The sequence below is a fragment of the Mesorhizobium sp. WSM4823 genome, assembly GCF_055811195.1.
Map to the genome: position 1 here is coordinate 564279 of NZ_JBVVQL010000003.1, position 25705 is coordinate 589983.

The 25705-nt window shown below is 62.9% G+C and carries 21 protein-coding genes; 12 read left to right on the plus strand and 9 right to left on the minus strand.

Annotated elements, in window-relative coordinates; translation table 11 throughout:
* Positions 1–100: 100 nt before the first annotated feature.
* Positions 101–1165, minus strand: a complete 1065-nt coding sequence (locus tag AC0L26_RS11490; RefSeq protein WP_473632611.1) for a polyamine ABC transporter substrate-binding protein — start codon at positions 1163–1165, stop codon at positions 101–103.
* 236 nt (positions 1166–1401) lie between these two features.
* Here AC0L26_RS11490 and AC0L26_RS11495 point away from each other — a divergent pair, with 236 nt between their 5' ends.
* The 9 genes from AC0L26_RS11495 (at position 1402) to AC0L26_RS11535 (ending at position 12488) form a co-directional block, all read left to right on the plus strand.
* On the plus strand, positions 1402–2340 hold the full coding sequence (locus AC0L26_RS11495; protein WP_473632612.1) for a GntR family transcriptional regulator: 939 nt from the start codon (positions 1402–1404) through the stop codon (positions 2338–2340).
* Between the two features lie 11 nt (positions 2341–2351).
* The gene (locus AC0L26_RS11500) at positions 2352–3635 is read left to right on the plus strand and encodes a glycosyltransferase (protein ID WP_473632719.1); all 1284 of its coding nucleotides are present in this window, start codon (positions 2352–2354) and stop codon (positions 3633–3635) included.
* Between the two features lie 4 nt (positions 3636–3639).
* Positions 3640–5025: a glutamine synthetase family protein gene (locus AC0L26_RS11505; RefSeq protein WP_473632613.1), complete on the plus strand. Its 1386-nt coding sequence runs from the start codon at positions 3640–3642 to the stop codon at positions 5023–5025.
* 2 nt (positions 5026–5027) lie between these two features.
* Entirely contained in the window at positions 5028–6344 is a 1317-nt protein-coding gene (locus AC0L26_RS11510; RefSeq protein WP_473632614.1) for an NAD(P)/FAD-dependent oxidoreductase, read from the plus strand.
* Positions 6345–6396: 52 nt separating this feature from the next.
* Positions 6397–7602 carry a 3-oxoadipyl-CoA thiolase gene (pcaF, locus tag AC0L26_RS11515; RefSeq protein WP_473632615.1) on the plus strand — a complete coding sequence of 402 codons (1206 nt, stop codon included), beginning with the start codon at positions 6397–6399 and terminating at the stop codon, positions 7600–7602.
* A gap of 163 nt (positions 7603–7765) precedes the next feature.
* A complete protein-coding gene (locus AC0L26_RS11520) occupies positions 7766–8797 on the plus strand; it encodes a BMP family protein (RefSeq protein ID WP_473632616.1) in 1032 nt (343 codons plus the stop codon).
* A 183-nt stretch (positions 8798–8980) separates the two neighbouring features.
* Positions 8981–10492: an ABC transporter ATP-binding protein gene (locus tag AC0L26_RS11525; protein ID WP_473632617.1), complete on the plus strand. Its 1512-nt coding sequence runs from the start codon at positions 8981–8983 to the stop codon at positions 10490–10492.
* Positions 10492–11547: an ABC transporter permease gene (locus AC0L26_RS11530; protein WP_473632618.1), complete on the plus strand. Its 1056-nt coding sequence runs from the start codon at positions 10492–10494 to the stop codon at positions 11545–11547. Before AC0L26_RS11525 ends, AC0L26_RS11530 begins: the two co-directional genes overlap by 1 nt.
* Positions 11544–12488, plus strand: a complete 945-nt coding sequence (locus tag AC0L26_RS11535; protein ID WP_473632619.1) for an ABC transporter permease — start codon at positions 11544–11546, stop codon at positions 12486–12488. Before AC0L26_RS11530 ends, AC0L26_RS11535 begins: the two co-directional genes overlap by 4 nt.
* A gap of 149 nt (positions 12489–12637) precedes the next feature.
* Here AC0L26_RS11535 and AC0L26_RS11540 read toward each other — a convergent pair whose 3' ends face one another.
* From AC0L26_RS11540 to AC0L26_RS11550, 3 genes are all read right to left on the minus strand, one after another.
* Positions 12638–13522: an NmrA family NAD(P)-binding protein gene (locus AC0L26_RS11540; RefSeq protein WP_473632621.1), complete on the minus strand. Its 885-nt coding sequence runs from the start codon at positions 13520–13522 to the stop codon at positions 12638–12640.
* Between the two features lie 143 nt (positions 13523–13665).
* Positions 13666–15885, minus strand: a complete 2220-nt coding sequence (locus AC0L26_RS11545) for a xanthine dehydrogenase family protein molybdopterin-binding subunit (protein ID WP_473632622.1) — start codon at positions 15883–15885, stop codon at positions 13666–13668.
* A 3-nt stretch (positions 15886–15888) separates the two neighbouring features.
* On the minus strand, positions 15889–16341 hold the full coding sequence (locus tag AC0L26_RS11550) for a (2Fe-2S)-binding protein (RefSeq protein ID WP_473632623.1): 453 nt from the start codon (positions 16339–16341) through the stop codon (positions 15889–15891).
* Between the two features lie 243 nt (positions 16342–16584).
* Here AC0L26_RS11550 and AC0L26_RS11555 point away from each other — a divergent pair, with 243 nt between their 5' ends.
* Positions 16585–17562, plus strand: coding sequence for an AraC family transcriptional regulator (locus tag AC0L26_RS11555; RefSeq protein WP_473632624.1), 978 nt, complete (start codon positions 16585–16587; stop codon positions 17560–17562).
* Positions 17563–17586: 24 nt separating this feature from the next.
* Here AC0L26_RS11555 and AC0L26_RS11560 read toward each other — a convergent pair whose 3' ends face one another.
* The 4 genes from AC0L26_RS11560 to AC0L26_RS11575 all read right to left on the minus strand — a co-directional run bounded on the left by AC0L26_RS11560 (position 17587) and on the right by AC0L26_RS11575 (position 20462).
* A complete protein-coding gene (locus tag AC0L26_RS11560; RefSeq protein WP_126104409.1) occupies positions 17587–17907 on the minus strand; it encodes a hypothetical protein in 321 nt (106 codons plus the stop codon).
* Between the two features lie 4 nt (positions 17908–17911).
* The gene (locus AC0L26_RS11565) at positions 17912–18220 is read right to left on the minus strand and encodes a hypothetical protein (protein WP_473632625.1); all 309 of its coding nucleotides are present in this window, start codon (positions 18218–18220) and stop codon (positions 17912–17914) included.
* A 107-nt stretch (positions 18221–18327) separates the two neighbouring features.
* A complete protein-coding gene (locus AC0L26_RS11570; protein ID WP_473632626.1) occupies positions 18328–20193 on the minus strand; it encodes a sodium:solute symporter family protein in 1866 nt (621 codons plus the stop codon).
* A 14-nt stretch (positions 20194–20207) separates the two neighbouring features.
* On the minus strand, positions 20208–20462 hold the full coding sequence (locus AC0L26_RS11575) for a DUF4212 domain-containing protein (RefSeq protein WP_095484984.1): 255 nt from the start codon (positions 20460–20462) through the stop codon (positions 20208–20210).
* A gap of 283 nt (positions 20463–20745) precedes the next feature.
* Between AC0L26_RS11575 and AC0L26_RS11580 the strand changes: the two genes are divergently transcribed.
* Complete coding sequence (locus AC0L26_RS11580) at positions 20746–21378, plus strand: hypothetical protein (RefSeq protein ID WP_473632627.1); 633 nt, start codon at positions 20746–20748, stop codon at positions 21376–21378.
* A gap of 42 nt (positions 21379–21420) precedes the next feature.
* On the opposite strand, the gene AC0L26_RS11585 is transcribed toward AC0L26_RS11580, so the two are convergent.
* Entirely contained in the window at positions 21421–23550 is a 2130-nt protein-coding gene (locus AC0L26_RS11585; RefSeq protein ID WP_473632628.1) for a DUF294 nucleotidyltransferase-like domain-containing protein, read from the minus strand.
* Between the two features lie 340 nt (positions 23551–23890).
* Between AC0L26_RS11585 and AC0L26_RS11590 the strand changes: the two genes are divergently transcribed.
* Positions 23891–25183: an Nramp family divalent metal transporter gene (locus AC0L26_RS11590; protein WP_473632629.1), complete on the plus strand. Its 1293-nt coding sequence runs from the start codon at positions 23891–23893 to the stop codon at positions 25181–25183.
* Positions 25184–25705 lie beyond the last annotated feature (522 nt).

Below are 25705 nucleotides of genomic sequence, written 5' to 3' on the forward strand. Positions count from 1 at the left end.
GACGCCACAGCCAATCTCCCCCCTTGAGGGGGAGATGGCCGGCAGGCCAGAGGGGGGCGTGAAGGAACGCAAGCCTGATTCCAGATGCCAGAACTGCCGCCTACTGCGCGGCCTTGATCTCGCTGACGATCTTCGAATAATCGCGCTGGGCATCGCCGACATCGCGCAACTGTTCGAACTTCACCAGCTCGGCTACCGGCATGCCCATATTGGGGAACTTGGCGAGGAAATCGGCTGGCAGGCTTTCCATAGCCGGCTTGTTCGGGACCTTGTAGTCGATGTTCTGAGCCGCCCAGGCGTGGTTCTTGGCGTCCAGCATGAAGTTGATGAACTGGAACGCAGCGTCCTTGTTGGCCGACGCCTTCATCACCACCATCGTGTCGACCCACAGATCCGATCCCTCTTTGGGGATGACGTATTTGATCTCAGGCTTCTCGGCGATGCCGTAGTTGCACCAGCCGTCCCATGCCTGCACCATCAGCGCCTCGCCCGAGACCAGCTTTGAATAGAAGGTGGTGTCGTCATAGGCGAGCAAGGTCTTCTTGGCCGAGATCAGCAGGTCCTTGACCTCGGCGAGCTTGGCCGGGTCGGTCTCGTTTACAGAATAGCCCTTGGCGAGCTGGCCGGCGGCAAGCAGCCAGCGGTCGGTCGCCAGCATGGTGGTCTTGCCCTTGAGCGCGTCGGCTGGGGCGAGAAGATCGTTCCAGCTGGTCGGCTCGGTCTTGACCAGATCCGAGCGGTAGCAAAGGCCGGTGGTGCCCCAGGTGTAAGGCACGGAGAAATTGTTGCCAGCGTCGTGCGGCAGCTTCGCCGCCTCGGGATAAAGATTGGCGAGGTTGGGGATCTTGGCGTGCTCGATCGTCTCGATCAGGCCGAGCTTGTTCAGCACTTCGGCGAAGGGCGAGGAGACGAAGACCACGTCATAGCCCTTGCCGCCCGAAGCGACGAGCTTGCCCATGATCTCCTCATTGGTGGCGTGAACCACCACCTCGCCGGAAACGCCGGTCGCGGCCTTGAAGGCGGCCATGGCATCCGGCGCCATGTAGCCGTCCCAGTTGGAAATGACGAGGTCGGCGGCAGCCACCGGTGCTGACAGCGCCAGGGCGAGGCCAAGCGCGACCGAAGATATCTTTAACGGATGGCGCAGGCGGGTTGAGGCGGTCATGACAGACTCCCATTCTGGTTGATCGTCGAATTCAATTATCGTCGGACCAGCGCTTGCGACTGTGCCGCCGCTTCGATCCTGTTCCCCGGTCTTTTTGTTGCCGATTAACTGCACAGTACTATTGCAGAAAAAAGTACGTCAATCCATAATTTAGCAGATCGCTGCGAAATCGCCGATTGTGCCTATGAGGTCGATCGGTCAAACCGCAGCGGTCAAGCCCGCTTACGAGAATCGCCATGCAAGCCGCCGCCAGACGACCGCGCACCAACCATCTCGATCTCGCTCAGCGCATTCTGGATGTGGCTCGGCAGCGCGGCTTCGAAGCCGGCGCCCACCTCCCGGAACAGCAGATCGCCTCCCTCTGCAACGTTTCTCGAACCCCTGTGCGGGCGGCATTGCGCCTGCTCACCGAAAAAGGCGTCGTGCGCTGGGAGGCTGAATCGGGCTATCGCCTTGCCGTCGACCTCACCAGCCAGGCGACCCTTGCCACCGATCTGCCTGTTACCGAGGAGGATGAACTCGCAGAGATGATCCTGCGCGATCGGTCGGCGCGCCGGCTGGATCAGACAGTGACCATCGGCGCGCTGATGCGGCGGTATGATGCCGAGCGGAAGACAGTATTAAAAGCGTTAAAGAAACTGACAAATGAAAATCTTCTGGACCGTGCGCCGGGTCAGTCCTGGCTGTTCAGGCGGGCGCCTGACGATCCGGAGGCACAAGGGGAAAGCTACGAGTTCCGCCTCTTGCTGGAACCCGCCGCCATTCTGGCGCCTGGCTTTCGGCTGGACGGGACGCGCGCGGCGGCATTGCGCCAGGGCATGGAAGCGCTGCTGGCGCTGCCCGATGCCGCATTCGATACCAAGGAGTTCCAGCGCCTGGACATCGATTTTCACGGCCTGATCGCCGACGGCGCCGCCAACCGGTTCGTCACCGACGCGCTGTCCGACCATCTCAGGCTGCGCCGGCTGCCGGGGACCTATGCCGGCGTCAACGTCTTCCGGCTGAAGCAATCGCTGCGCGAGCACCTGACCATACTCGACCAATTGGAAAGCCGGCAGTATGAGGTTGCGGCCGACCTGCTTCGCGTCCACTTGCGGCTTTCCCGCAGCCAGCGACCGCAGGCGGCCAGTCGCGGGGCCCCCGCATTGTTCGGCATGATCAGCCGGCCGGATTGACGAGGACCATGGTGACGCGCAAAGCCAGCCCGACCATCGCGCTGTTTCCCGAAGCGAGCTTTGGCGCCGCGCTCAATTGCATCGGCATCGCGCAGGCCTTGCGCGCTCGTGGCGCCCGGCCGGTGTTCATCTGCCATGCCGGCTTCTCCGGCGTGTTTGCCGACTATGGTTTTCAGGAATACCAGTTGCCGACCGACGATCCGCTGACCGACAGCGAACGCCAGAGTTACTGGCAGGCTTTCGTGCGCCGGCATCTGCCGCATTTCAGGTTGAGCCCGGTCGATCAGCTCGAGACCTACGTCGCACCGACCTGGGAAGCGATCGTCGATACCGCCGTCAATGCCGAGGCGCCGCTGCGCCAATTGCTGGCGCGGCTGAAGCCGGACGCCGTCGTGCTCGACAATGTCATCATGTTTCCGGCGCTGGCTGCCGCCGGCTGCCCATGGGTGCGCGTCGTCTCCTGCGCCGAAACCGAGCTGCCCGACGCCGATATACCGCCCTATCTATCCGGTCTCGCCGCCGACGACCCTAGCCGCGCGGCGTTCGAGTCGCGCTACCTGGCAGCGGTTGCCCCGGCCCATGACCGCTTTAACCGGCTTCGCACCGACGCCGGTCTTGCACCCTTGCCGAAGGGTCTTTTTCTAGAAGCTTCGCCCGCCCTCAATCTGCTGCTGACCCCGACGATCGTGCGCAGGGAGCGCGCCGAGCCGCTCGACCCGGCCCGTTTCGTCTATCTCGAAGGCTGTGTCCGTTCGGAAGGGCCGTTCGACGTGCCGGTCTTTCCGCGTAATGACGGGCCGCTGGTCTATCTCAGCTTCGGCAGCCTGGGCGCCATGGACGTCGGCCTGATCGAGCGCATGCTGGCCGTGTTCGACCGGCTTCCGGCCCGCTTCATCGTTAATGTCGGCGGTCTGCGCGACACCTACCGCGCGGTTCCGGACAATGTCTACCTCGATGCCTGGTTCCCGCAGCCGTCGGTCGTTGCGAAATCCGACCTCTTCATCCATCACGGCGGCAACAACAGCTTTTGCGAAGCGCTGCGTTTCGGCGTGCCGTCGCTGATCATGCCCTATTGCTGGGACGGGCACGACAATGCGCAACGCGCCGAAGAAACCGGCGTCGGCCGCCACCTCAGCCGCGACGGCTGGAGCGACGATGAACTGGAAAACGCCATTCTTGGCCTAATGGCCGACGGCGAAATGCGCTTTCGTCTCAAGGAGAATGCGGCCACCATGGCACGGGCGCCGGGAACCGACGCCGCTGCCGAAGCCATTCTCGCCCTTGTAAGGACGTGACCTGATGCTCAAGACCACAACAACGGATGCACCTGAAATGACCCCGATGGACGATCCGAAGGCATGGCTGGAGCAGCAGGGGATCAGGGAAGTCGAGTGCCTGGTGCCGGACGTGAACGGCGTGTTGCGCGGCAAGACCTTGCCGACGGCCAAGTTCCTGAAGTCGCTCGAGGACCGCGCGCTTTATCTGCCGAGCAGCGCCTTCCTGGTCTGCATCGACGGCCGCTATTCCGGTTCCAACGACGAGGGTTTTGGCTACCAGGACCCCGACATGCGGATGGTGCCGGACGTTGCGACGCTCTGCCTTGCGCCCGGCGCCGGAGCAGGCAGGGCCTATGTGTTTGCCGATGCGTTTCACATGGACGACCGGCCGTGGATGGCCTCGCCGCGTCATATCTTGAGGGCCGTGCTCGATCTCTATCGCCAGCGCGGCTGGCGCGCGGTTGTGGCGCCGGAGCTCGAATTCTACCTGACCGCGCCCAATCCAGATCCCGATCGGCCGGTTACCGCGCCGGTCGGGCGCAATGGCCGCTCCGAAACCGTACAGCATCCCTATGACATGGCAGCGCTGGAGGAGTTCGAGCCGGTGATTCAGCGACTCTACGACTACGCCGCAAAAGCCGGGCTGCCGCTCGACACGCTGATCCACGAGTCAGGCACGGCGCAGCTCGAGATCAATTTCCTGCATGGCGACGCGCTGCCGCTGGCCGACAAGGTGCTGCTGTTCAAGCGGATGACGCGCCAGGCCGCGCAGGAATTCGGCATGCATGCGACCTTCATGGCCAAGCCGATCGCAGCACAAGCCGGCAGCTCCATGCATCTCCACATGTCGGTCATCGACGATGCGGGGAACACACTGTTTGCCGGGCGTGACGATGCCGACACCGAGATGTTCGGGCATTTCATCGGCGGCCTGCAGAAGTACATTCCCGAGGTGATGCCGCTGTTTGCGCCGAACGTGAATTCCTTCCGCCGCATCCGGCCCAACCACAGCGCACCGGCCAATATCGAGTGGTCGCATGACAACCGCTCCTGCGGCCTGCGCGTGCCGGCCGGCGGGCGCGCCGCGCGGCGCGTCGAAAACCGGCTGCCCGGCGCCGATTCCAATCCCTATCTGGCGATGGCCGGCTCACTGCTCTGCGGCTATCTCGGTGTCGAGGAAAAACTGTCGCGATCGCCCGAGGCATCGGGCAACGCCTATCGCAGCAAGAGCACGCTGCCGAAAACCATGGAGGAGGCGCTCGACCGTTTCGCTGCGTGCAGTCCGGTTCGGGAGTTGCTCGGCGAGGATTTCTTCCAGACCTACCTGCGCGTCAAGAGCGTCGAGCTCGACCTGTTCCAGAGCGTCGTGACGAGCTGGGAACGCGACCACCTGCTGCTCAAGGTGTGATGATGGGCTTCAATTCTCGGGGCTTCGATTCTGCGGGCTTCAACTCCGGCCTGGATATCGGCAAGTCCTACTATGTCGCGACGGCCAATCCGGCTCCGGACCATCCGGCTCTGCAAGGCGACGTCGACGCCGATCTGGTGGTGGTCGGCGGCGGCTGTACCGGCCTGTCCGCAGCCCTTCATGCGGCCGAACGCGGGCTGAAGGTCGTGCTGCTCGAAGGTGGCAAGATCGGCTGGGGCGCGTCGGGGCGCAATGGCGGCCAGATCATCCCCGGCCTGCGCAAGGGCGCTAAGGGATTGGTCAAGCTCTACGGGCCTGAGCGGGCGCGGGCGCTTTTCGATCTCGCCTTCGAGGCGCGCGGTCTGGTGCTCGACCTGATCGAGCGGCACGCCATCGATTGCGACCTCAGGCTCACCGGTCATCTGGCTGGTGCGGTCAACGCCTCCGACCTGCGCGACCTTGAAGAAGAGGCTGAGTGCCTTGCCACGGTGATGAATTTTCATGACATCGAGATGCTGTCGGCGGCGCAGGCGCGTGCAATGGTGAACACGCCCTATCACGGCGCGATGTACGAGAAGCTCGGCGGCCATATGCATCCGCTGAACTACACGCTGGGTCTTGCCCGCGCGGCAGGTGCTGCGCGTGTCACCATCCACGAAAATTCGGTGGCGCTGCGGCTGGAGCGGGAACCTGCAATCAGGGTTTCGACAGCCAAGGGCTCGGTCCGGGCCAGGCATGTCGTGCTTGCGGGCGACGCGCTGCTCCAGGGGCTCGAACCGCGCGTCAACAGCCGCATCATGCCCGTCGGCAACTACATCATCGCGACCGAGCCGCTGGACGACCCGAGCGACGTCATCCCAAGCAATGTGGCCGTTTCCGACACACGCTTCGTCGTCAATTACTATCGGCTGTCGGCGGACGGGCGCCTGCTGTTCGGCGGCGGCGAGCGCTACACGCCGTCACCGCCCGCCGACATTGCCGGCTTCGTGCGCCCGCATATGGAAAACACCTTTCCGCAATTGCGCGGCCGCCGCATCGACCATGCCTGGGGCGGGCTCGTCTCGGTGACGACGTCGCGCCTGCCGGATGTCGGCCACTATGGCGAGGTCTATTTTGCGCATGGCTATTCCGGCAAGGGCGTCATCTTGTCGACGCTGTCGGGAAAGCTGCTCGCCGAGGCGATCACCGGCGATGCTTCCCGATTGGATTTGTTTTCGACGCTGAGGCCAATGCCGTTTCCCGGCGGCACGGCGCTGCGCGGTCCGCTTTATGTGCTCGGCATGCTCTGGTATGCGATGCGCGACCGCATCAAGCATTAAGCGAAGGCAAGTGGGCCCGCACCAGGCGAACGCAAGAGAGAAAGCTGCATAGATGGCCGAGGCCTATATCTGTGACTACATCCGCACCCCGATCGGCCGCTTCGGCGGTTCCCTCTCCTCGGTGCGCCCGGACGATCTTGGCGCCATTCCGCTGAAGGCTCTGGTCGAGCGCAATCCTGGCATCGACTGGGCTGATATCGATGACGTCGTGTATGGCTGTGCCAACCAGGCCGGCGAGGATAATCGGAATGTGGCACGCATGGCGCTGCTGCTCGCCGGACTGCCCAAGGAGGTTTCCGGTTCGACCGTCAATCGCCTCTGCGGTTCGGGGATGGACGCCGTGATCATCGCCGCGCGCGCCATCAAATCAGGCGAGGCGGAGCTGATGATAGCAGGCGGCGTCGAATCGATGAGCCGCGCGCCCTTTGTCATACCCAAGGCGGAGACCGCGTTTTCACGCAATGCCGAGATCCACGACACCACCATCGGCTGGCGTTTCGTCAATCCGCTGATGAAGAAACAGTACGGCGTCGATTCGATGCCGGAGACCGGCGAGAACGTCGCCGAAGAGTTCGCCGTCTCCCGCGCGGACCAGGATGCCTTTGCCGTGCGCAGCCAGGACAAGGCGGTCGCCGCGCAAGCCAATGGCCGGCTGGCGAAGGAGATCACGCCGGTGACGATCCCGCAGCGCAAGGGCGACGCGGTCGTTGTGGAAAAAGATGAACATCCCCGCGCGGGCACGACCATCGAAGCACTGGCGAAATTGCCGACGCCGTTCCGGCAAGGCGGCACGGTCACGGCCGGCAATGCGTCGGGCATCAACGACGGTGCCACGGCGCTGATCGTCGCCTCGGAAGCGGCCGTAAAGAAATATGGCCTGACGCCGATCGCCCGCATTCTCGGCGGTGCGGCCGCCGGCGTAGCGCCGCGCATCATGGGCATCGGCCCCGTGCCGGCGACGCAGAAGCTGTGTGCTCGGCTCGGCCTGAAGCCGACAGATTTCGACGTCATCGAGCTCAACGAAGCCTTTGCCTCCCAAGGCATCGCCGTGCTTCGCCAACTTGGCATTGCCGAGGACGCGGGGCACGTCAACCCGAATGGCGGCGCCATCGCGCTCGGCCACCCGCTCGGCATGTCGGGTGCGCGAATATCAGGCACGGCGGCACTGGAGCTTCGCGAACGCGGCGGTCGCTATGCGCTCGCCACCATGTGCATCGGCGTCGGCCAAGGCATCGCCGTGGCGCTTGAGGGGCTATAGAACAAACCTGCACTCAAACGGCCGCCGCCACGGCGCGCGGCCAGCTGCAGCTTCCGGGCAAATTTGACCATGTGGACAAAGGTCGGACGCCGTTCCATAGTTCCCTCGCTGATAATTCAAAGAAACAGCCGGCTCGATACGGCGTCAATCAGAGGGGCATGCAATGGAAAATGGGAAGAGCAAAATCCAATCGAAACGCGAAGGGCTTTCGCGACGCAATGTGCTGGAGCTGGGTGCGCTTGGCCTGGCAGCAGCCATGCTGCCGGGCCAAGCCCTAGCGCAGGACAAGAAGCTGAAGGTGGCGGCGATCTTCGCCACGCCGATCGAGGAGCCATGGGACCACCAGATCCATGTCGCCCTGCAGAGGGCCGAGAAGGAACTCGGCATCGAGTACAAATGGTCGGAGAAGGTGCAATCGGCCGATTTCAGCCGTGTCATGCGCGAATATGCGCAAGGCGGCTATGAGCTGGTTCTCGGCGATGCTTTTGCAGCCGAACGGGAATCCCGCCGAACCGCCAAGCAGTTTCCGAAGGTCGCCTTCCTGTTCGGCTCCGGCGCCGGTCCGGCTGAGCCGAATTTCGCAGTCTTCGACAACTGGATCCACGAGCCTGCCTATCTCTCCGGTCTGATCGCCGGGAAGATGTCGAAATCAGGCACGATCGGCGCCGTCGCGGCGATGGGCATTCCCGAGGTCAACCGGCTGGTCAACGCCTTCTTTGCCGGCGCCAGGGAGGTCAATCCCGATATCAAGAGGAAGGTCGCTTTCATCGGCTCTTTCTTCGACCCGCCGAAGGCAAAGGAAGCGGCTATCGCTCAGATCGATGCCGGCGTCGACGTGATCTATGCCGAACGTTTCGGCGTCATCGAAGCCGCGGTCGAGAGGAAAATCCTCGCCATATCCAACATGTCCGACCAGTCGAGCCTCGGCCCCGATACGGTGATCACTGGCCCGGTCTGGGACATGTATCCGACGGTCCAGCAAGCGATCAAGCTAGTCAAGGCGGGGGTCTTCACCGCGCAGGACTATGGCGATTTCTCGCGCATGGCCAAGGGTGGTTCTTCGCTGGCGCCCTACCATAAGTTCGACGAGACGCTGCCCGCCGACGTCAAGGAGTTGGTCGAGAAGAAGAAGGCCGAGATTCTAGACGGCAATTTCCGCGTCGATGTGGATGAGAACACGCCGGTTTCGGATTAGAGCGACCTGCCCCTCCCCCTTGAGGGGAGGGTGGCCCGCAGGGCTGGGTGGGTCCGCTGCGACGCGCTCCATCTTTCTCAGTCAAACGTCGAGGCGGTTGGGGCGACCCCTCCCGCCTCGCTTCGCTCGGCACCCTCCCCTCAAGGGGGAGGGTATCCGCGCCATCTCACCGGGAGCCCCATCTTGCCCACCCCTCTCATCGAAATGCGCGGCATCTCCAAGAGCTTCGGCGCCGTCAAGGCGAACGAGGCCGTCGATCTCAGCGTGGCACCCGGCGAGATTCTTGGGCTGCTTGGCGAAAATGGCGCCGGCAAGACGACGCTGATGAACATTCTGTTCGGCGCCTATGCGCCGGACGCCGGCGACATCCTGGTTCAGGGTCGTCTGGTGACGATAAACAGCTCGGCCGATGCGCTTGCCGCCGGCATCGGCATGGTGCATCAGCATTTCCATCTGGCACCCCGGCTTTCGGTTCTGGAAAACCTGCTGATCGGCATTCCCGGAAAGTCGGGCCGGATCGATCAGGCCGGCGGACTGGCGCGGCTTGCCGAGATCGGCCGGCAGCACGGCCTCACGCTTGATCCGGACCTTCCGGTCTCGGCATTGTCGGTCGGTGAGCAGCAACGGCTCGAAATCGTCAAGGCGCTGTTTCGCGGCGCAAGGCTGCTGATCCTCGACGAGCCGACGGCGGTGCTGGCGCCAACTGAGGTCGACGGGCTGTTTTCGGCGCTACGGTCGATGGCGGCCCAAGGCCTCGGCATCATCTTCATCTCGCACAAGCTCAACGAGGTCCGGGCGCTCACCCATCGCTGCGTCGTGTTGCGGCATGGCCGCGTGGCCGGCCGCGTCGACGCGCCTGCCAGCACGACGTCCTCGGAAATGGCGCGGCTGATGTGCGGCCACGAGATCGTTCCGCCGGCCAGGGGACCATCGACGCCTGGTGCTGCGGTGCTGACCCTGGACAGCATCTCGACGTCGCGCCATTCCGGCATGGCGCTGCGCGATGTGTCGCTCTCTGTGCATGCCGGCGAGATCCTTGGCATTGCCGGCGTCTCGGGCAATGGCCAGCGGGCGCTGGCGGAAGTGATCTCCGGCATTCGTGCGTCCGACGCCGGGCAAATGACGATAGCCGGCAAAATGGTCTCGCGGTTTTCGCCGCGCGAGGTGCAGGCGCTCGGTCTCGGGCGCATCCCGGAAGACCGGATGACGACCGGCCTGGTCACCAATCTGCCGCTTGCCGACTCGATGGTGCTGCCGCGCATCGGCACGGATGCGTTCAGCCGCAACGGCCTGCTCAGGCCCGACGCTATCCGCGCCTTCACCGAGGCGCAGATCAAGGCCTACGACATACGCTGCCCCGGGCCGATGACGCGCGCCGGCGCGCTGTCCGGCGGCAACCTGCAAAAGGCGCTGCTGGCGCGCGAGCTCGCCTTCGACCCTAAGGTGCTGATCGTGTCGCAGCCGACGCGCGGTCTCGACATCGGCGCGGCGCGCTTTATCCACGAAAAGTTCCTCGACATGCGTGCCAAGGGCTGCGGCATCATCGTCATCGGCGAGGACCTCGAAGAACTGCTCATGCTCTGCGACCGCATCGCGGTGATGTACGAGGGACGCATCGTCGGCACGCTCGCCAGCGCCGACGCCACCATCGCGCGGCTCGGCCTGATGATGACCGGGGCGGAGGGTCACGGCTGATGTTCCGCTTGGAAGCCCGCACCAGCACGCCCGCCTGGTTCAATCTCGCTCTTCCGCTGCTGGCGATCGGGGCAGCGCTGGTGCTATGCAGCGGTCTGATCGCACTGGCCGGCGCCGGCGTGATCGAGGCCTATGGCGTGATGTTTTCGGCGTCGCTCGGCGACAGCTACGCAATCACCGAAACGCTGGTGCGTGCAACACCGATGATCTTCACCGGGCTTGCCGTCGCCGTCGCCTTCCGCGCCAAATTCTGGAACATCGGCGCCGAGGGGCAGTTGCTTGCCGGCGCGGTGGCGAGCTGCGCGGTCGGCGCCATTCCGATGCCGGGGCCGCTCGCCATGCTTCTCATGGCAGTGGCGGGTGCTGCAGCCGGCGCTGCGGTCGCCCTTATCCCCGCGACGCTGCGCGTAAAATTCAGGGTCGATGACGTGGTCAGCTCGCTGCTGCTCAACTCGGTTATCTTCTATGCCCTGATGGCGCTGATCGAGGGCCCGTGGAAAGACAGTTTCAGCGGCTACCCGATCTCGCCGCCGATCGAGGATTCAGCGAATTTCCCGGTGCTGCTCGAAGGCACGCGGCTGCATCTCGGCGTCGTGGCGGCGTTCCTTGCTGCGCCGGTCATCTGGTTCCTGGTCATGCGCACGACGCTCGGCTTCAGGGTCAGGGTCGTCGGTGAGAATCCCGAAGCGGCGCGTTATGGCGGCATCTATGTCGAGCGCGTGCTGATCTCGACGGCGCTACTCTCCGGTGCGCTCGCCGGCCTTGCCGGCGTCGGCGAGGTCGGTGGCGTGCATTTCCAGGTGATGAGCGACATCTCGCCGGGCTATGGCTATTCCGGCATCGTCGTCGCCATGCTGGCGAGGCTCAATCCGCTTGGCGTGGTACCGGCGGCGCTCTTCCTCGCCGCTGTCATGACCGGTGCCGAGGCGATGTCGCGGGCCACCGGCGTTCCGGCCTTCCTCAGCGACGTCATCCAGGGAACCGCGCTGCTTGCCATGCTGGTGGCGTTGCTGTTCACCGCCTACCGCATCCGCCGCGTGGGGACAGCCAAATGAGCGTGGTGCTCGAACAGATTTTTCAGGTCGGCTTCCTCGCCGCCATCATCCGCATCGCCACGCCTTTGGCTTTTGCGACGTTGGGCGAGATGTTCTCCGAGCGGGCCGGCGTGCTCAATCTCGGCATCGAAGGCATCATGCTGTTGTCGGCGATGACCGGCTTCACCGCGACCAGCCTCAGCGGCAGCCTTTGGCTCGGCGTGCTTGCGGCAGTTGTCACCGGTGCGCTGATGGGTGCTGTGCATGCGCTGTTTACGGTGGCTCTCGGCCTCAGCCAGCATGTCTGCGGCATCGGCGTGACACTGTTCTCGTCGGGGCTTGCCTATTTCCTTTACCGGCTGATCTTCGGCCAGCAATCGGTGCCGCCCAGCATCAAGAGTTTCGAAACGCTGCCGATCCCTGTTCTCTCCGACATCCCGGTGCTCGGACCAGCGGTGTTCAACCAGTTTTCGCTGGTCTACATGGCGATCCTTGCCGTTCCCCTGGCTGCCTTCGTGCTCTACCGCACACCGTGGGGCCTGTCGGTGCGCATGGTCGGCGAAAATCCGCGCGCCGCCGACTCGGCCGGCGTCAGCGTCATTGCGACACGCTTCCAGGCGGTGATTCTTGGCGGCGCCTTGATGGGGCTGGCTGGCGCCTTCCTGTCGATGGTGCAGTTCAACGCTTTCACCTTCGGCCTCGTTTCAGGGCGTGGCTGGGTGGCGATCGCGCTCGTCGTCTTCGGCCGCTGGGACCCTTGGCGTTCGGCGGGAGCCGCCCTGCTGTTTGCTTTTGTCGATGCCCTGCAATTGCGCATGCAGGCGAGCGGGCTCGGCCATATCCCCTATGAGGCGTTCCTGATGCTGCCCTTCATCTTCACCATCGTCGCCATGGCGGTGATGTCGCGCAACGCCGTCGCTCCTTCGGCGCTGCTCAAACCGTTTCGTCGGGAAGAACGCTGACAGCCAGGCGAAATGCCGGGTCCTTAGAGCAATTCCAGGAAAAGTGTGAAACGGTTTTCCCGGGAAAAGCGCATAGCGCTTTCCCTGCGGAATTGCGCAAAAACAAAGAGATAGAGCGGTTCGGCGTTTCCGTGAAACGATGAACCACTCTAGCTGGCGACTGCGGGCTTCAGTACTTCCTCGCACCATTGGCGGAAGCTGGTGGGTGTGGTGGACTCAGGGGTACGCGGCTCGGCGGTATCGAGGTCTTCGTTCTTGGCCTCCAGCATGTCGACCATGGCCTGCGCGAAAGCCTCGGAGGCGCCGCGTTCGATGAAACCTGCTCTGAATGCCTCGAAGGAGATCTGCTCAAAGCGCACTGGTTTTCCCAACACCTGCGACATGATCTGCGCCATGTCGTTGAAGGACAGGTCCTCTGGGCCGAGGATTGGGACACAGTCTTGTCCGCTCCAGGTGGGGTCAAGCAGCAGCTTGGCGGCGGCGGCGGCGATGTCGCGGGTGGCGCAGGTAGGGAGCTTGCGGTTGCTGGGGATTGGCCAGAAGAACATGCCCTGGTTCCTGATCGGCACCACCTGGCGCAGGATGTTGTCCATGAACGAAGGCATCGTCAGCGCCCGGTAGCTCACGCCAGTGCTCGCAATCAGATCGTCCATCGCCAGCGACGCCGACACATGCCCGGCCTTCCCGGCTACCGCCGTCCCGCGACCAAGGGCTGACACCGCGACCACCCGTTTCACTCCCTGGTTTTTGATTGCGTCGCATGCCGGTCGGCTGAAACCCACATAGGCTGCCTCGACGTTCTCGGCGTGGACGTTTGGGGGCACCAGCCAGAACACGGCATCAGCGCCAGAGAACGCCTGGTTGAGGACGCCGATGTCGCCATGCGATCCATGCACCACCTCGACGCGCTCTCGCGTGTGCGAGGACAGACGGGAGGGGTCGCGCGCGATCACGCGGATAGGCTCGTCGCTGCCGAGGAGGTTCTCGAGGACCTGGTGGCCGATGATGCCTGTGGGTGTGGTGACGACGATCATTATGAATCTCTGACTTCCTGCCGTGACCGCATTTCGCGATCGACGGGGACAGATGGCTCTCGCGTTCACCGGCCGATGGCGGTCGCCTGGGTCATCCAGACGACCGCGATGAGCGCAACGAGGCGAGGGTGAGCACTTCCAATTCAGGCGTTGAGCGCCGCCAGCACCCGCTCCGGCAGGAATGGATAGTGCCGGAGCCGCACGCCGCCGGTGAGCCGCGCCACCGCGTTGGCGATTGCGGGACCGATCGGCGGCAGCCCGACCTGGCCGACGCCTCCGATCGGATTCTCGGGCGTTGGAATCACGGTGACCTTGATGTCGGGTGCCTCGGACATGCGTATCACCCGATAGGTGTCGAAGTTCGATTCCTGCACCTCGCCATCGACGATGTTGATCTGCTCGAACAACGCATGGCTGGCGCCGCCTGTGATCCCGGTAATCATCAGCGCTTCGATGTTGCGCGGCTGTACCGCTATCCCCGGATCGACAGCGCACCACACGGTGTGCACGCGGATCTCGCCGGTCTCGCGGTCAAGCGAGACCTCGGCGACCTCGGCGCAGTGGGAGCCAAAGGCATCCGAATAGGCGATGCCCAGCGCCCGGCCGTCGCGTTGGCGGTCCCATTCGGCCATCTGGGCGACGGTCTCGATGACCTTGCGCGCCCGAGGCTGGTCTTTCAGGAGCTCGAGCCGAAGCGCCACAGGATCGAGCCCCTTGGCGGCGGCGATTTCGTCGATGACGCATTCGATGCCGAACCTGGTGTAGCCAACGCCGACCCCGAACCAGAAGCCGATATCAAGGCCGTTATCCCTGCGGATATATTCGATCTGATGCGCAGGGACGGAATAGTTGAATTGCGCGCCCTCGGTCACCACACTGTCGTGGCCGCCTTCGCTCTCGAACAGTTGAGGCATCGTGCGGGCAAAAATGGAATCCGCCACGATGCGGTGCCGCCAGCCGACGATGTTGCCGTCGGCGTCGAGCCCGACCTGCACATGTTGCGCCTCAAGCGGCCGGTACTTGCCATGCTGGACGTCGTCTTCGCGGCTCCAGATGACCTTGACCGGGCGGCCTTGCACCGCCTTGGCAAGCGACACAGCATCGATGATGAAGTCGGCCTCGGCTTTGCGGCCAAAGCCGCCACCGAGCAGGGTGGTGTTCACCTTGACCTTGTCAGGGGTGGTGCCGGCCACCTCCGCGGCAAAGACCTGGGTGCCCGTTGGGCCTTGCGTCGGCGCCCAGATTTCAACCGTATCGCCGATCACCAGCGCCGTGGCGTTCATCGGCTCCATGGTCGCGTGGTGAACATGGTCGCTCATGTAATCGACCTCGATGAGAGTTGCGGCCTTCGAGATCGCGGTCTGTGCGTCGCCCTCCGCGGCCGCGCTGACTCCGGTTTGGGCGAGATCGCGGCCAATGCGGCGATACTCTTCCAACAGCCGATCGCTGGTGTAGTTGCGGATCCGCGACGACGTGGTCCACACGATTTTGAGCAGATCCTTGGCCCGCTTCGTCGCCTCGACCGTTTCGCCGATGATGCCGACGCCGTAAGGCAAAGGTACGATGTGCGTGATGCCCGGCACGGCCTTGGCTTCGGCATCGTCGATGGTTTCCGGCTGTTCGCCCTGAACCGGCGCCCGCAGCACCGCTCCGTACAGCATGTCAGGAAGCTGCACGTCGATGCCGAAGATTGCGGTGCCGTCGACCTTCGAGGGCACGTCGACACGCGGTACCGTCAGCTTTCCGATATAGCGCCACTGATCGCTCGGCTTCAGATCGGCATCGGTCGCCTGCGGCAGCGGATCCGGAAGCGACCCGGCCGCGGCGACTTCGCCGTAGTCAAGCGCGCGGCCCGATCGCGCGTGCACGACGCGGTTGGGCTCAGTCGTGAGTTCGCTCACCGGAACGTTGAGCATGACGGCGGCACTTGCCAGGATGATCTTGCGGGTCTGGGCGCCGACCAGGCGCAGCATCTTGTAATAGCCCCGCGTGGATTCACTGCCACCGGTGAGCTGTACGCCGTAAAAGCCAGGGTTGCCATACTTCTCTGCGTCGGACGGAGCCTGGACGACGCGAACCTTGTGCCAATCGGCGTCCATGTCCTCAGCGATGAGCAGCGGCAGTGCCGTCATGATGCCCTGCCCCATCTCGGACGCGGGTGACATGATGGTCACGGTGCCGTCGGCCGCGATGGTCAGCCAGGCGTTCGGCCGGTAACTGCCCTCGACCGTCGGCGCCACGCTGGCGCCTGAAGCGTCCTGGAGCAGGCCTCCGAACGCAACTGCAATGCCGGTGGCGCCGACCGTGATGAGGAAGCTGCGCCGCGAGAGCGCTCTGGCGTGCGGTTGCAATCTTTTGGTCATGGCTCAGGCCTCCCGTGCGGCGCGCTGAATGGCGCTGATGATGCGCACATAGGTCCCGCAGCGGCAGATGTTGCCGTCCATGTGTTCGACGATCTGATCGCGGGTGGGGTTGGGGTTGCTCTTGAGGAGCGCCGCCGCCTGCATGATCTGCCCGGACTGGCAATAGCCGCATTGCGGCACCTGCTCGGCGATCCAGGCCTGCTGCAGCGGATGGCTGGCATCCGGCGACAGGCCTTCGATCGTCGTCACCTCCATTCCGGCCACGTCCTGGACCATCGTCACGCAGGAGCGCGTCGGCTCGCCGTCGACGTGAACGGTGCAGGCGCCACATTGCGCGATGCCGCAGCCGAATTTAGTGCCGGTGAGTTTCAGATGCTCCCGTATCACCCACAAGAGCGGCGTGTCTGGCGCGGCGGCGAGATCCACCGCCCGTCCATTGATCGTGAACGCTGTCATGACTATTGTTCCCTAAACTGGCGCGATCTTCTGATTTCTTTCGGTGACAATGGCAACGTTATCAGTCTTATCCGTAGTCTTTTCTGTGATTCCCGCGGATATTATGTCACAAACATTTATATTATTTGATCACCACTTCAGATATTGCCGCATTACCGGAGACGTTGTTATTAAATAGCGCGTTGAGGAAACGCGATCTATGCTGTAAAGTCCGTATTATCTTCGCAATCGTCCGGGACGCCCATGGATCCGCTTTCAGATGTGCTGTCGCTGCTGAAGCCGCGCAGTTATGTGTCCGCCGGCTTCGACGCAGGTGGAAACTGGTCGATCCAGTTCTCCGACCAGCACGAACTTATCAAATGCTACGCTGTGGTTTCCGGCGGGTGCTGGCTGTCAGTGGAAGGCGTTGCCGATGCGGTGCGGCTGGAGAAGGGGGACTGCTTCGTGCTGCCGAGCGGGCGGCCTTTCCGCCTCGCAAGCGACATGACTTTGACGCCTGTCGGAGCCGGCACGATTTTTCCTCCCGCGCGGGCTGGCGGCGTCGTGACGTATAATGGCGGCGGTGATTTTTTTCTTGTCGGCAGCCGCTTCGCCGTGACCGGCAGTCATGCCGGCATGCTGTTAGGCATGCTGCCGCCCATCGTCCATATCCGGAAAGAAACCGATCAGGCGGCGCTGCGCTGGTCGGTGGAGCGGATGATGCAGGAACTGCACGAGCCGCAGCCGGGCGGCTTTCTGGTCGCGCAACACCTCGCCCACATGATGTTGGTCCAGGCCCTGCGCCTGCATCTGGCGGAAGGGCTGGGAGGCATTGGATGGTTTTTCGCCCTGGCAGATAAACAGATGGCTGCTGCGATCAACGCCATCCATGAGGATCCGGCGCACCGCTGGACGTTGCAGGAGCTGGCGTCACGTGCCGGCATGTCGCGATCGACCTTTGCCCTGAAGTTCAAGGCGATGGTTGGTACGTCGCCGATGGAGTACCTGACCAATTGGCGAATGCTGCTGGCGGGAGACAGGCTGGCGAATTCCAGTGACCCAATTTCCGTCATCGCCCTGTCGCTCGGCTACGAGTCCGAAAGCGCCTTCAGTACGGCTTTCAAGAGGGTCATGGACTGCACACCACGACAATATGGCCGTGGCCGGAGCCCCGCTGCCCCTTCAACGTTCAACACGCGCCCAGAGGACACGGCCGCTGCCCGCTGGTTGAAAGCCGGTTGATCCGGCCCGAGCCGAAGGGAATTCTCAACCGCCGCTGAGCGCCCGCACCACATTCGGCAGCGCCGGCAGCGTCAACAAAACCGTGCCGGCAAGCCAGATAGACGAGACGACAATGCTCCTGGGCTGTGCCGACCAGCGTTCATAGAGCGCGGCCGGTACGCCGGCGAGCATGATGGTTATCGTCGACAGGATCAGTGCACTTGCCATGTAGACGATCTGGCTTAAGGGAGGCGCCCAGGCCGGATACCAGACCGGATAGAACAGGAACACCATCAGCACCCACGGCGAAAAGATACCGTTGACGATTGCAACCGCCATGACCGGCACAAGAGCGTTTCTATCCATCACCTCAACCCCCCTGTGATGCCATCGGCGCAATGCCGAAATTGACCAGCAAGACGAGATAGCCGATGCGCAAAGCCATAAGCCAGAGCACGCTGAAGACGATCACCACCGGCTGGGTCAGGATCGACGGCGTGACGGTCCGCACGATCCGCACGAATGGGTCCGTGACGGACTTGAAGAAGCGCCAGATGTAATTGTCCCAGCTTTCGGGCACGAAGAGGCCGAGCAGGAGACGCCCCATCAGCGTGTACATCACCGCGGCAAGGATGAAATTCGGTAAATGGAAATACCAGTAGGACCAGAAATCGTTCATGTGGGATTTTCCAAGAACGGCGCCGCCGCGTTATGCCAGCGGCGCCCTAGAAATGAAAGCGGGGTCCGTCGCCGGACCCCGCCTTTGATCACCGATCGCTATGCGGATCAGGCGATCTTTTCTTCCATCATCTGCTTGCCGCGCGGCACACGGATTTCCTCGATGAAATCCTGCATATCCCGGGACGGCGCCTTGGTGAGAAGGCTGACGATGATCATCACGGCGAAGCCCACCGGCAGACCAAAGGCCGCCGACGAGATGTTCTTCACCCCCCACCACAGTTCCATATTGGGCGTCGCCTTGTCGAAGTCGGCGCCGTACTGTGTCATGACGAGATAGAAGATGGTGATGCCGAAGCCCGCGATCATGCCGGCGACCGCGCCAGCCGAATTGGCCCGCTTCCACCAGACGCCGAGCACCAGGGCCGGGAAGAGCCCGCCGGCGGCAAGCGAGAACGCCCACGACACCATCGACAGGATGTCCGACGGCTTGGTCGACGCCACGTAAGCGGCCAGCACCGCGACCATAACCAGCAAGATGCGCGACACGATCAGACGCCGCGACGTCGGCGCGTTCTGGTCGATCATCTTGTAGTAGATGTCATGGCTGAGCGCGTTGGCGATGGCCAACAGCAGGCCGTCCGCCGTCGACAGCGCGGCGGCAAGGCCGCCGGCGGCGACGAGGCCAGAGATGACGTAAGGCATGCCGGCCATTTCCGGCGTGGCTAGCACGATCATGTCGGCGTTGAGGTTGATGTCGGCAAACGAAAGTGCCGTCACGCCCTTTTCGGCGCAGGCCGCGATGATCGCCGCACTGTCTGTCGCCGCTTTGCCGCAGATCTGCACGAGCGTATTGTCGGCAGCGGCCCAGCGCATCATCCATCCCGCTTTCTCCGAGATGTTTTCAGGCGTCAGGCCGGACGCCACCAGATCGAGCATCGTCCACTTGGCGAACGCCGCATAGGCGGGCGCCGTGAAGTAGAGGATGAAGATGAACAGCAGCGACCAGGCGACCGAGACGCGCGCCTCACGCACCGACGGGGTGGTGAAGTATCGCATCAGGACGTGTGGCAGCGACGCCGTTCCGACCATCAGGCAGAGGATCAGCAGGAAGAAGTTCTTTGCATCATAGCCGCCATGCGCGAATGGCGTGATGTGATGAAGCGTGATGCCCTGCGCCGTCTCAAGCGCGGTGATGTTCGCCAGCGCCTGGCCCTGCATCAACTGCGGAATCGGCACGCCGGTTTTCACCGTCGACATCCAGATGACAGGGATGAGATAGGCGATGATCAGCACGATGTACTGGGCGACCTGCGTCCAGGTGACGGCGCGCATGCCGCCGAGCATCGAGCAGACGAGAATGCCGGCCAGGCCGACATACACTGCGACGTTGAAGTCGATGCCCAGGAAGCGAGCCGAAATCAGCCCGGTGCCGAAAATCTGCGCGACCACATAGGTGAACGAGCAGGAGAACAGAACGATCACGCCGATCAGACGGGCAAGATTGCCGCCATAGCGGGCCGACAGGAAGTCGGGAACCGTGTAGGCGCCGAACTTGCGCAGATAGGGCGCAACGAGGATGGCCACCAGCACGTAACCGCCGGTCCAGCCGAGCACGAAGCCGAGACCGTCATAGCCGAGCAGGTAGAGCGAACCGGCCATACCGATGAAGGAAGCCGCCGACATCCAATCGGCGCCGGTCGCCATGCCGTTGTAGAGCGCCGGCACGCGCCGTCCGGCGACGTAATATTCGCCGACATGCATGGTGCGGCTCAGAACACCGATCACCGCATAGATGACGATGGTGAAGCCCATGAACAGGTAGCCGATTACAACGTTTTCGACACCCATGGCGCTCAAGATAGCCATCAGGATGATGAAGGCTATGAAGCCGCCGGTGTAGATGCCGTAGATACGGCCGAGATTGGAGGTGAAATCGCCTCCGCCTGCGGTAGTCGCTGTCGTGTTAGCCATTGAAGTCCCCCCGATCATTCTTCATTGACATGATGCTCTTCGTCGATCGCGTTCTGGCGCCGTGCGAACCAGAACAGCATGACGACGAAGGCGATGAGCGAGCCCTGAGCGGCCATGTAGAAGCCGAGCGGAAAGCCAAAAATGACGATGGTGTTGAGTTGCTCCACGAACATGTGGATGACGTAACCGAAGAACACCCATAGGCCCAGCATGACGAACATGAGGCTCTTGGTCTTGTTCCAATAACTTACGCGGTCTGGCGTCGCCATAGCGTTGAACCCTCCCTTGGTTGGCAGCTTGCGAACCGTCTCGAGCGCAAGGCGCCGTTTAAAGCTTGCCTCTTCCGCTGACGCGGAAGCCCTCCGGCAGATGTTGCGGCCAGGTATAGAATCAGCCGACCGTAACTTTGTAGGAGTATCACTTTTTGTCGCTGCTGTTCATACGACTTTAGAATCGGTGACAGAACTTGAACCGGTAAGAGGACTGGCGGTGCGGCATCCCGGAGGCTAAACGGTTAACATCGGTTGGAAACAAAACCGATGGGAGAGCGCCATGGGCCTGCTGAACGATTTGTTGCCCGAGTTCCTGCGCAAGCCGCAGCCTATCGGCAGCGTCGGCGAACTGGCTGACTTCATGGATTCGCGTGCCGCTTTCCTGGCACAGAAAAGCATTGTCGAGTTCTGCCGCGTCAGGGCGGGGGTCTACTGGCAGAAACTGTTCAGCGAAAAGGAATTCCAGGCGGCGCTCAACCATTCGCGCTGGCGCGCCTACCCCGCGTGCTACGCCATGGTGGCGGAAATGGTGGAGGGTGCGTTGCGCGAACCTGCCGGCCTGCGCCAGCGAGGCCTGCCGGCGGCGCTGGAAAAGGTGGCCCTGGCGAGCTTCTCCAAATATGCCGTTCCGGAGGGCTCCCCCGCCACTTTCTGGGAGGATGCCGCCGAGCTGACGCGTCAGCGCCTCGCCGCCACGCAGATCGGCCCGCCGCGGCCGGTGCGCGAAATCCCCGAGCCGCTGGCGCGAACGGTCTTCAAGATGGTCCCGATCCATCCCAATCTCCTGACCAACGACTACGACTACATTTTCAACTTCCTGAGAATGAACCTGCTGCGCGCGAATGAGGATTTCCTGGCGCAGGCTGACCGCAGCGCCCTCGTCGACGAACTGCTTGGCGCCGCGCGCATCTAAGCTCTGCTGCTGCGCGGTTTGCACCAGTCCGAGCGTCGCCGGTTATGCGAACATCAGGTCCCGCACCAGATCAGGTGCCGACTGAAGGTGCTTTATGAGGCTCTTGAGCTCTGCCCGCTGTTCGCGCGTCAGAGCATTGATCTCGATTCGGTTGGATACAGGTATACCGGCGTAGATGTCATGCGTCTGCTGCGCGAGCAGCAAGCCGATCAGCATGGCGTGGCCGGCCAGCATCGCCTTCATGTCGAGCTCGCCGCCAATATCCAGCGCGATCAATTTCTCGAGCCGGGCACGCGTGCTCCGCTCGCGAATGCCGTGGCGAATTGCAAGCGTGCGTGCGGTCGCAACAATCGGGAAAAGGCCATGCGTCTTGATGTCGAGCCGGCCATTTTCAAGCTGAAAGCCGCCGAAAACAGTGAAGGGATTGCCTGATATCATCTGCTCGCCGAGAAGCTTCGCGAACACCGGCTCGGCATGACCACGTTCATACGCATATTCGATGAACTGCGCGGCCAGCGTCGTGTCGCCGTGAACCGGCCGCAGATCGTAGACGATATCGACGTTGAGCAGATCCTCCGGCCGTAGGCGGCGAACCCAATCTTCGACGCGCCCCTTCCAGGTGTCGAGACTTCCGCGGAACCCGGCGTTCGCGGCCATTACTCCGCCTTTGCAATAGGGCACGCCTGACATGTCGAGCATGTCGGCGAGCTTGGCGCCGAGAATTTTGAACCAGTTGTCTTCGTGCCCATCCGGCTCGCCGTCTGCGAAGACAATTGCGTTGTCCTGGTCCGGGGCCATCAGGCTTTCGCCACGGCCGCCCGAGCCGAGCACGAGCATGGCATAGGCGCAGGGCGGCGGGCCATGGCCTTCGATTTGCATCTGTTGTTCCGCAAGCACTGCGGCGCGGCGGGTAAGGGAGCAAAGTTCGTCGCTGATGATTTCCGCCACCACGCGCGGGTCGATCGCTTCGCCGATCAGCGAACGCACGACGCCCGGCAGCATCGACCAGGTGGCCGCCAGTTCGGCGGCGTCCTTGGCATGTTCGATCGTGTCGTCGAGATCGATGGCAGCGGCGGCGCGAAGCCTTAGCAGGTCACGCGCCGAAAGCACGCCGACTAGCATGCCCTCGTCGTCGCGGACGGCGAGGTGGCGGACTTTCAGCCGATCCATGCGGCCGATCGCCCGATAGGCGAAGGCGGCGGCGCGGATGCTTATCAGCGGTCGCGTTGCGATGCTTGCGACCGGCATATCAAAAGCGCGCTCGGCGTCGGACGATATGCGGCGCAGCAGGTCACGCTCGGTAACGATGCCATACTCCTCGATCGGTCGATCCGGCGTTCCATGGTCGGATACCAGGACCGAGCTGATCTTGCGCTTCACCATGAGGTCGATGACCTGCCTTGTCGGCCTGGTCGACTTCACCACGACTGGCGGGCCGCTCATGAGGCTGCCGACGCGATGGCGATAGGCATAGGGATCAACCGGCTGAAACGCGGGAGCCTGGGGTCGCGACACCGGCTCGGCCCAACCGGCGCGATGGCCGGCTTCGAGGGCGTCCGAAAGGGCAAGGCAGGCGACCTCTGCCTCTCCGAGTGTTCGGATGTTGCGCTTGCGCAACTCCGGTATCAGCGCGGCAAAGATGTCGCCCGCCGCGATTGCATCGCCCAAAGCCGAATGCCGGCCAGCAATCTCCAGGCGAAGCCAGCCGGCGATCATCTCCAGCGAATGATCTGCCAGATTGGGATTTGCGATGGTCGCAAGAAGTCGGACGCACAGCGCCCGAGGCTTTTTCCAGGGCAAACGGGCGCGCCGGCATTCACGCTCCAATACCGCCAGGTCGAAGCCGATCGAGTGGCCGACGAGGATGCGGTCCCCGACGAACTCCTGGAATTGCGTCCACGCATCCACGAAGCTCCCAACTCCGGCAACATCGGCATCCGTGACGCCGTGGATGAGGGAGGCCTCGGGCGGGATTGTCTCACCGGGGTCGATGAGGCGATTGAACCGAGGCTCCCGGACGACTTTGCCATGCGCAATGCCGATCGCGCCAACCTGGACCACACGCGCCTTTGTGGCGTCGGGTCCGGTTGTTTCGGTGTCGACGGCGGCAGCCGCAATCGCTATCAGCGGTGTCGCGCCGGTCGCCGGCTTCAATCCCGTCCCCTTCGGCATAGCCGATAGCCTTCCTCTGCCGGGCGTCCCGGCTTGCCGAGACAGCGCTCTCTGCCGGTACCTGAAAAGTTCGATCTCGCTTACCCTGCAGGCCTCGGCGAGCACGCTCAATAGCGGAGTGGCCTTCGTTCCTCCAGATTACCCGCCGCTGATCTCGATAAGCCCCCGAAAGCGGATGGGTTCCATCTCCTGAGCGCGGGAACAAGCAGCCGATTGCGGAGTTGAGGCGGCGGAGGTTTGCCGGAATGAGACCCACTCCCGTGCTGCGGCACATCTATTGGGCAATTGTTCTCGAAGTTTCGGTCGCGTTCGCGCACGTTCTTAGGGCGGGTTGAACGCGATGCCGCAGCGCGATCGTAGCGCCACTTCACCACAGGAAGACAGGAAAGACGGCATAGGACGAGCACTTGGACTCGGCCTTATCACCGGCGCTGCTGACGACGACTGTTCGGCGATTGGTACCTATGCGAGCGCCGGCGCGCGCTTTGGCCCGGACCTGCTTTGGACCGCGCCTGTAACGCTGCCGATGATGTACACTGTCGTGTATCTCTCGTCGAAGCTCGGACAGGTCTCGGGCCGCGGCCTCTTTCATGCAATCAAGGACTTCTACCCACGGTGGCTGCTCTGGGCCGTCCTCGTGGGCGTGCTGATCGGCAACACGATCGAAGCAGCCGCCGATCTCGGCGGCATGGCTGCATCCATCAACATCTTCCTTCCTGTTCCGATCCCACTCATTGTGATCGTAGTCGCAGCCGTGATCTTTGCTCTCCAGCTTTGGGGCTCTTACACGCTCATACGAAACATCTTCCGCTGGCTCGCACTGGCCCTGCTTGCCTATGTCGGCTCAGCCATCATGGCCAAGCCGGATGCGGCAGCCGTGCTGTGGGGCACCCTTGTTCCGAAGATCGAGTTCAGCCGCGAGTTCCTGTCCATTCTGGTGGCCATCATCGGCACCACCCTTTCAGCGTACCTCTACACCTGGCAGTCGAATGAGGAGGTGGAGGAAGAGATTGCCGAGGGGAGAACGACGCTGAAGGAGCGCAAGGGTGCCACGGACGGTGAACTGCGCCGCTCCCGCCGCGATATCCTGATCGGCATGACTTTTTCCAACCTCATCATGTACTTCATCATCCTGTCGACAGGGTCTACGCTCTATGAAGCCGGCGAGCACGACGTGGAGACCGCCGCTCAAGCAGCCGAAGCTCTCAAGCCGCTGGCTGGTGCAGCCGCTAGCGTGCTGTTCGCTGCCGGCGTGATCGGGGTCGGGTTTCTTGCCGTTCCGGTCATGACGACAGGTGCGGCATACGATCTGGCGCAGGCAGTCGGATGGAAGCACAGTCTTCATGCCAAGCCGCGTGAGGCGCCAAAGTTCTATATCGCGATCGGCGCCTTCACCCTGATCGCTGTTGGCCTGAATTTCCTGGGTTTCAACCCGATGAAGGCGCTCGTCTGGTCCGGCATCGTGCAGGGCTTTTCCACGCCGCCGCTGCTTCTGCTTATCATGCTAATGACGAACAACCCGCGGATCATGGGAGACAAGGTCAACAGCCGCACGACCAACGCTCTGGGATGGGCTACTACGATTGCAATCTTTTCCGCCTCTGTGGGGCTGGTCGCGACCTGGTTTATTTAGGTCCCTTTTATTTAGGGTTACCGTGACGCCGTTGGAAAGTTCCCCGTCATCCCAGGTCATTGCCGGTCTCGACCAGACGATGCCGGAAGCGGCACATTCGCCTTAAAGTGATTTGATGCGATCGAAGCACTCGCTCATGCTCGGCGAGTTTGTTTGCCGAGGCAGCCGATGGATGAGATCAGGCGGATTGCTGTGGGGTGCATAGGGCGTGCCGTAATGTTCGGATCGCTTGCCATCGGCTGTGTCATGATCGGCTTCTCCTTCAACCCGGTGTCCGCCTTCCGCTCCGGCGCATTCCTCACGCTGACCATGGTTTTGGCACTGATGTGGAAAGCCACGACTGCCGGTACCAAGAACCCCAAACACACTGAAGTCTGGCTTTACCTCGATGAGAAGTGGGGGCCCCCCCCGCGCCCCCCCCCCCCCCGGGGGGGGGCCCCCCAAAAACGCCAGAGTAAACAAATAAGAACCCAACCACGCCGCCAGGCCGCGGGGTGTTGTTATTGTGGTGGGGGGTGTGGG

What these genes read in the sequence shown, in the direction of transcription:
- AC0L26_RS11490 (WP_473632611.1), bottom strand. Translation starts at nt 1,165, where the DNA reads ATGACCGCCTCAACCCGCCTGCGCCATCCGTTAAAGATATCTTCGGTC.
- AC0L26_RS11495 (WP_473632612.1), top strand. Translation starts at nt 1,402, where the DNA reads ATGCAAGCCGCCGCCAGACGACCGCGCACCAACCATCTCGATCTCGCT.
- AC0L26_RS11505 (WP_473632613.1), top strand. Translation starts at nt 3,640, where the DNA reads ATGCTCAAGACCACAACAACGGATGCACCTGAAATGACCCCGATGGAC.
- AC0L26_RS11510 (WP_473632614.1), top strand. Translation starts at nt 5,028, where the DNA reads ATGGGCTTCAATTCTCGGGGCTTCGATTCTGCGGGCTTCAACTCCGGC.
- pcaF (WP_473632615.1), top strand. Translation starts at nt 6,397, where the DNA reads ATGGCCGAGGCCTATATCTGTGACTACATCCGCACCCCGATCGGCCGC.
- AC0L26_RS11520 (WP_473632616.1), top strand. Translation starts at nt 7,766, where the DNA reads ATGGAAAATGGGAAGAGCAAAATCCAATCGAAACGCGAAGGGCTTTCG.
- AC0L26_RS11530 (WP_473632618.1), top strand. Translation starts at nt 10,492, where the DNA reads ATGTTCCGCTTGGAAGCCCGCACCAGCACGCCCGCCTGGTTCAATCTC.
- AC0L26_RS11535 (WP_473632619.1), top strand. Translation starts at nt 11,544, where the DNA reads ATGAGCGTGGTGCTCGAACAGATTTTTCAGGTCGGCTTCCTCGCCGCC.
- AC0L26_RS11540 (WP_473632621.1), bottom strand. Translation starts at nt 13,522, where the DNA reads ATGATCGTCGTCACCACACCCACAGGCATCATCGGCCACCAGGTCCTC.
- AC0L26_RS11545 (WP_473632622.1), bottom strand. Translation starts at nt 15,885, where the DNA reads ATGACCAAAAGATTGCAACCGCACGCCAGAGCGCTCTCGCGGCGCAGC.
- AC0L26_RS11550 (WP_473632623.1), bottom strand. Translation starts at nt 16,341, where the DNA reads ATGACAGCGTTCACGATCAATGGACGGGCGGTGGATCTCGCCGCCGCG.
- AC0L26_RS11555 (WP_473632624.1), top strand. Translation starts at nt 16,585, where the DNA reads ATGGATCCGCTTTCAGATGTGCTGTCGCTGCTGAAGCCGCGCAGTTAT.
- AC0L26_RS11560 (WP_126104409.1), bottom strand. Translation starts at nt 17,907, where the DNA reads ATGGATAGAAACGCTCTTGTGCCGGTCATGGCGGTTGCAATCGTCAAC.
- AC0L26_RS11565 (WP_473632625.1), bottom strand. Translation starts at nt 18,220, where the DNA reads ATGAACGATTTCTGGTCCTACTGGTATTTCCATTTACCGAATTTCATC.
- AC0L26_RS11570 (WP_473632626.1), bottom strand. Translation starts at nt 20,193, where the DNA reads ATGGCTAACACGACAGCGACTACCGCAGGCGGAGGCGATTTCACCTCC.
- AC0L26_RS11575 (WP_095484984.1), bottom strand. Translation starts at nt 20,462, where the DNA reads ATGGCGACGCCAGACCGCGTAAGTTATTGGAACAAGACCAAGAGCCTC.
- AC0L26_RS11580 (WP_473632627.1), top strand. Translation starts at nt 20,746, where the DNA reads ATGGGCCTGCTGAACGATTTGTTGCCCGAGTTCCTGCGCAAGCCGCAG.
- AC0L26_RS11585 (WP_473632628.1), bottom strand. Translation starts at nt 23,550, where the DNA reads ATGCCGAAGGGGACGGGATTGAAGCCGGCGACCGGCGCGACACCGCTG.
- AC0L26_RS11590 (WP_473632629.1), top strand. Translation starts at nt 23,891, where the DNA reads ATGCCGCAGCGCGATCGTAGCGCCACTTCACCACAGGAAGACAGGAAA.